The organism is Halorubrum tibetense (assembly GCF_042661865.1).
GTDB lineage: Archaea > Halobacteriota > Halobacteria > Halobacteriales > Haloferacaceae > Halorubrum > Halorubrum tibetense.
The window spans coordinates 1-3,837 of sequence record NZ_JBHSWW010000235.1 but is presented as its reverse complement, the minus strand read 5'-3'; the positions used below and the strand labels follow the sequence as shown (position 1 = coordinate 3,837).

5 protein-coding genes and 1 pseudogene are annotated in these 3,837 nt (G+C 66.1%); 4 read left to right on the top strand and 2 right to left on the bottom strand.

The genetic code is table 11. The features are described from left to right. A partial coding sequence (locus ACFQEU_RS12685) for a DHH family phosphoesterase (protein ID WP_379782695.1) occupies window positions 1-948 on the top strand: 948 nt, incomplete at its 5' end. A gap of 47 nt (window positions 949-995) precedes the next feature. Here ACFQEU_RS12685 and ACFQEU_RS12680 read toward each other — a convergent pair. Beyond that, the gene (locus ACFQEU_RS12680; protein WP_379782692.1) at window positions 996-1,559 is read right to left on the bottom strand and encodes a HalX domain-containing protein; all 564 of its coding nucleotides are present in this window, start codon (window positions 1,557-1,559) and stop codon (window positions 996-998) included. A 145-nt stretch (window positions 1,560-1,704) separates the two neighbouring features. Between ACFQEU_RS12680 and ACFQEU_RS12675 the strand changes: the two genes are divergently transcribed. Next, a complete protein-coding gene (locus tag ACFQEU_RS12675) occupies window positions 1,705-2,433 on the top strand; it encodes an RAD55 family ATPase (RefSeq protein WP_379782690.1) in 729 nt (242 codons plus the stop codon). A gap of 19 nt (window positions 2,434-2,452) precedes the next feature. Here ACFQEU_RS12675 and ACFQEU_RS12670 read toward each other — a convergent pair whose 3' ends face one another. Further along, on the bottom strand, window positions 2,453-2,794 hold the full coding sequence (locus tag ACFQEU_RS12670; RefSeq protein WP_379782686.1) for a helix-turn-helix domain-containing protein: 342 nt from the start codon (window positions 2,792-2,794) through the stop codon (window positions 2,453-2,455). Between the two features lie 217 nt (window positions 2,795-3,011). Between ACFQEU_RS12670 and ACFQEU_RS12665 the strand changes: the two genes are divergently transcribed. Both ACFQEU_RS12665 and ACFQEU_RS12660 read left to right on the top strand, forming a co-directional pair. After that, complete coding sequence (locus tag ACFQEU_RS12665; RefSeq protein ID WP_379782683.1) at window positions 3,012-3,350, top strand: DUF7521 family protein; 339 nt, start codon at window positions 3,012-3,014, stop codon at window positions 3,348-3,350. Between the two features lie 265 nt (window positions 3,351-3,615). Then, a pseudogene (locus ACFQEU_RS12660) lies at window positions 3,616-3,837 on the top strand (SHOCT domain-containing protein); the annotation flags it as partial.

The following is a 3,837-nucleotide window of genomic DNA, read 5'->3' as shown; positions in this document are numbered from 1 at the left end:
TTGCTCGCCGTCGTCGGTGCCGTCGGCGACATGCAGGACGGTGGCGACGGGCTCGTCGGCGCGAACGCGGGGATCGTCGCGGACGGCGTCGATGCCGGAGTGCTCGAGACCCGCACCGACTTGGACCTGTACGGCCGACAGACCCGTCCCCTCCCGAAGCTGCTGGAGTACGCGTCGGACGTCCGGATCCCCGGTATCTCGAACGACGAGGCCGGCGCGATCGCGTTCCTCCAGGAGCTCGACGTCGACGTGAAAACCGACGGGGAGTGGCGTCGGTGGGTCGACCTCGACACCGACGAGCGACAGACGATCGCCTCCGGACTGATGCGTCGGGCGGTCGCCTCCGGCGTCCCGTCGGAGCGGATCGAGGCGCTCGTCGGGACCGCCTACACGCTCGTCGACGAAGAGCCGGGCACCGAGCTCCGAGATGTCAGCGAGTTCTCGACCCTGCTCAACGCCACTGCTCGTTACGAGCGCGCCGATGTCGGGTTAGCCGTGTGTCTCGGCGACCGGGACGGCGCGCTCGCGGAGGCTCGCTCGCTACTCCGGAACCACCGGCGGAACCTCTCCGAGGGGCTTCAGTGGGTCAAAACCGAGGGAGTGACTCACGAACAACACCTCCAGTGGTTCGACGCCGGCTCGCGGATCCGGGAGACGATCGTCGGGATCGTCGCCGGGATGGCGGCCGGGTCGCCCGCGGTCGACCGGTCGAAACCCGTGATCGCCTTCGCCGAGGAGAGCGCGACGGAGCTGAAGGTGTCCGCGCGTGGAACCGGACGGCTGGTCCGTCAGGGGCTCGACCTCTCCGCGGTGATGCGAGAGGCGAGCCGCTCCGTCGGCGGGGACGGCGGGGGTCACGACGTGGCCGCAGGGGCCACGATCCCGGTCGACGAGCGCGACGCGTTCGTCGTTGCGGCGGACGCGCTGGTTGGCGATCAGCTGTCCTGAGTAGTGGCTACGTGATCCGACCCACCGGTGGGTTCGTCGGTATCGGCTCAGACTTCGCCGATGTCGCGGAACATCGCCCGGTAGTCGTCCGTCGACAGCGACTCGCCGATATCGTCGATGTCGGCGTCGATCGCTTCGAGGCGGTCGACGAGCTCCGTGTACGACTCGTTCCCTTCGAGCCGGGCGGTCGGTTTCTGTGATTTGAGCACCGCCCGCTTGCTCGCCAGCGACGCGGCCTCCTGAAGCAGGTCGTCGTACTCGTTTCGAGTCAACAGCGTTTCGAGGGCGTCGAGCAGGTTCGTCCGGCTCACCGGCTTGGTGAGGTACAGATCGAACCCCATGTCGATGATGTCGAAGTCGGGCTCGACGGCCGTCACCATCGCGACGCGACAGTCGAACCCGTTCTCGCGGATGTGTTCGAGTACGTCGTCGCCGCTGCCGTCCGGGAGCCGTCGATCTAGGAGGACGGCGTCGATGCTCCCGTCGACGATCTCGATGGCTTCGGCGGCCGTCTCCGCCACGGTGACGTCGTATCGCTCCTCGAGGAACCCGGCGTACAGCGCCGCGATGTCGGGCTCGTCTTCGACGACGAGGACCGAGGTGCCGCTCACCGACCATCACCGCCGCGGGTCACGAGAGACGGTCCTCCGCGCATATACGTAGTGGGCGGCGTGTCGAGAAATAAACCTGTCGGCGTCTTCCCGGTGATGCGAACGGATCGTCTTTTATATACTCCCATCGCCAATGAATGGACGAATGTCAGAACTCGTCTCTACCGGGGTCGATGGGCTCGACTCGATCCTCACCGGCGGTATCACGGAGCGGTCGACGGTCCTCGTCTCCGGGAATCCCGGAACCGGAAAGAGCATCTTCGGCATCCAGTACCTCTATCACGGCGCGACCGAGCAGGGCGAGCGGGGCGTGTACGTCTCCTTCGAGGAGGACGAAGCGGACATCCGCGCCGCGGCCGAGTCGGTCGGGTTCGAGCGGTTCGGCGAGCTCGTCGACGACGGCGAGATCGTGATCCTCGACAAACGCCAGATGCTCCGCGAGACCGACTTCTCGACCGCGGTCGACAAGCTCTTGGACACCGTCGAGGGCGAGTCCTTCGACCGACTCGTGCTCGACTCGCTGTCGATGTTTCAGCTGTTCTTCGCCGACGAGCAGGAGAAACGGACGTACCTGCTCAAGTTCTCGGACATCCTCAAAGCGAACGGGCTCACCTCGCTGCTTATCAATGAGCAGGGTGCCGTGTTCCCCGACACGGAGGTCGGGCTGGAGAACTTCCTCACCGACGGGAACATCTACTTCATCCAGACCCCGACGGACTCCGGCGTCAACCGGTACGTCTGGGTGGCGAAGATGCGGAAACAGGACATCGATACGGACATCTTCCCCATGGACATCGGCGAGGGCGGGATCACGGTCCACCAGCGGGCGGGCGGGTTCTCGATGATGAGTCGTTCGGACGAGCCCTCGTTCTGATCTCGTCGACGCCGTCGTCTCAGTCCCCGCGCGCCGAGAGGTCCCGCCACACGTCGTCGAGCCGGTTTTTCACCGCGGAGCGCTCCTCTACTTCGATCGTGAGCCCGTCACGGAAGTCGACCTCGACGCCGTCGACCTTCCGGCGATACACTTTCACGCGGCGGTGCTCGTCCGAGAGCGGGCGGTCGTGGAGCTCGAGCAAGTCCGCCTCCTCCAGCTCGTTGATCCGGCGGTAACACGTCGCGATGGGCACGTCGAGCTGCTCGCTCAGGTCCTGTGCGGACATCGCCTCCCCCGTCGCCGTCAGGATGTCCGTGTTGTACTTGTTCCCGAGTACCGTGATCAGATCGTCCCCCACCATTATCGTTATTGATTGTGAGGCTTAGGCCTAAAAGGATGTCGGTGGTTCCCACCGGGACGCCCGACTCACGGTGGGTCGAAATCCCCGTACATCGGTGGGTAACCCGGTTTCCGCGACTGCCGGCCCTCGTCCGTGGTGAACGCGTGTCACGAGTCACGGTTATCGGTAGTGATACACGCTCCCGGGGGTTTATTCTCCCCCGTCGAACACGGCGGGTATGGACCTCATCGAAGCGTTGTATCTCGCGACGACCACCGTGCTCGCGGGGGCGGGCGTGACGCTTACCGCGTTCGCGCTGTCCGCGTATCGGTCGTCGGGGCAGGCGGCGATGGCGTATCTCGCGGTCGGGTTCGGGCTGATCGCCGTCGCTTCGGTGGCGACGCCGCTCGCGGCGTTTCTCACGTCGTTCGCGAACCCGGAGGCGATCCTCCTCGTCAACACCGGGCTGCTCGCCGGCGGTATGGCGCTCATCGCCGGTAGCCTCGCGGCGTACGAACCCGGGACACAGGAGCTCGTGATCCCCGAGGCGGAGCTGTCGCGGCTGCGCGAGCGGTAGCCGGCTCGGTCGCGGTTCGTCACCACCCGAACGGACGTATTCAGTCGATCCTCGCACTCATCCGTACGGCCGTATCCCGGTCGCTCGCCGGTTCGTACACGCGATGATCGGTCTGATCGGATTCGTCGGCAGCGAGGGTGTTTTACTGTCGTGTCCCGTACATTCGTGTGATGACGCGTGCCCGTATCGCGCGACGACGGAACTGGTTCCATCCCGCGGCAGAGGGACGCATGACGACCGACGGGGCGGCAGCCTCTGGTCGCCGATGACTCGGAGTGAACGGCGACGGGGCCGAACGCTCGATCGCTGGGTCTCCGGGTTCCTTGGCCGTGCAGGCGTTGGCGCGGGCGTCACGGTGCTGGTGAGCGTGTTGCCCGTCTTGGGGCTGATCGCGCCGGCCATCGGCGGCGGGGTTGCGAGTTGGACCGATAGCGATGCGGCCGATCGTGGCAGCCGCGTCGGGGCCGCAGCGGGCGGACTCGTCACG

Coding starts and splice junctions, on each gene's coding strand:
- ACFQEU_RS12675 (WP_379782690.1), top strand. CDS start 1,705: ATGTCAGAACTCGTCTCTACCGGGGTCGATGGGCTCGACTCGATCCTC.
- ACFQEU_RS12670 (WP_379782686.1), bottom strand. CDS start 2,794: ATGGTGGGGGACGATCTGATCACGGTACTCGGGAACAAGTACAACACG.
- ACFQEU_RS12665 (WP_379782683.1), top strand. CDS start 3,012: ATGGACCTCATCGAAGCGTTGTATCTCGCGACGACCACCGTGCTCGCG.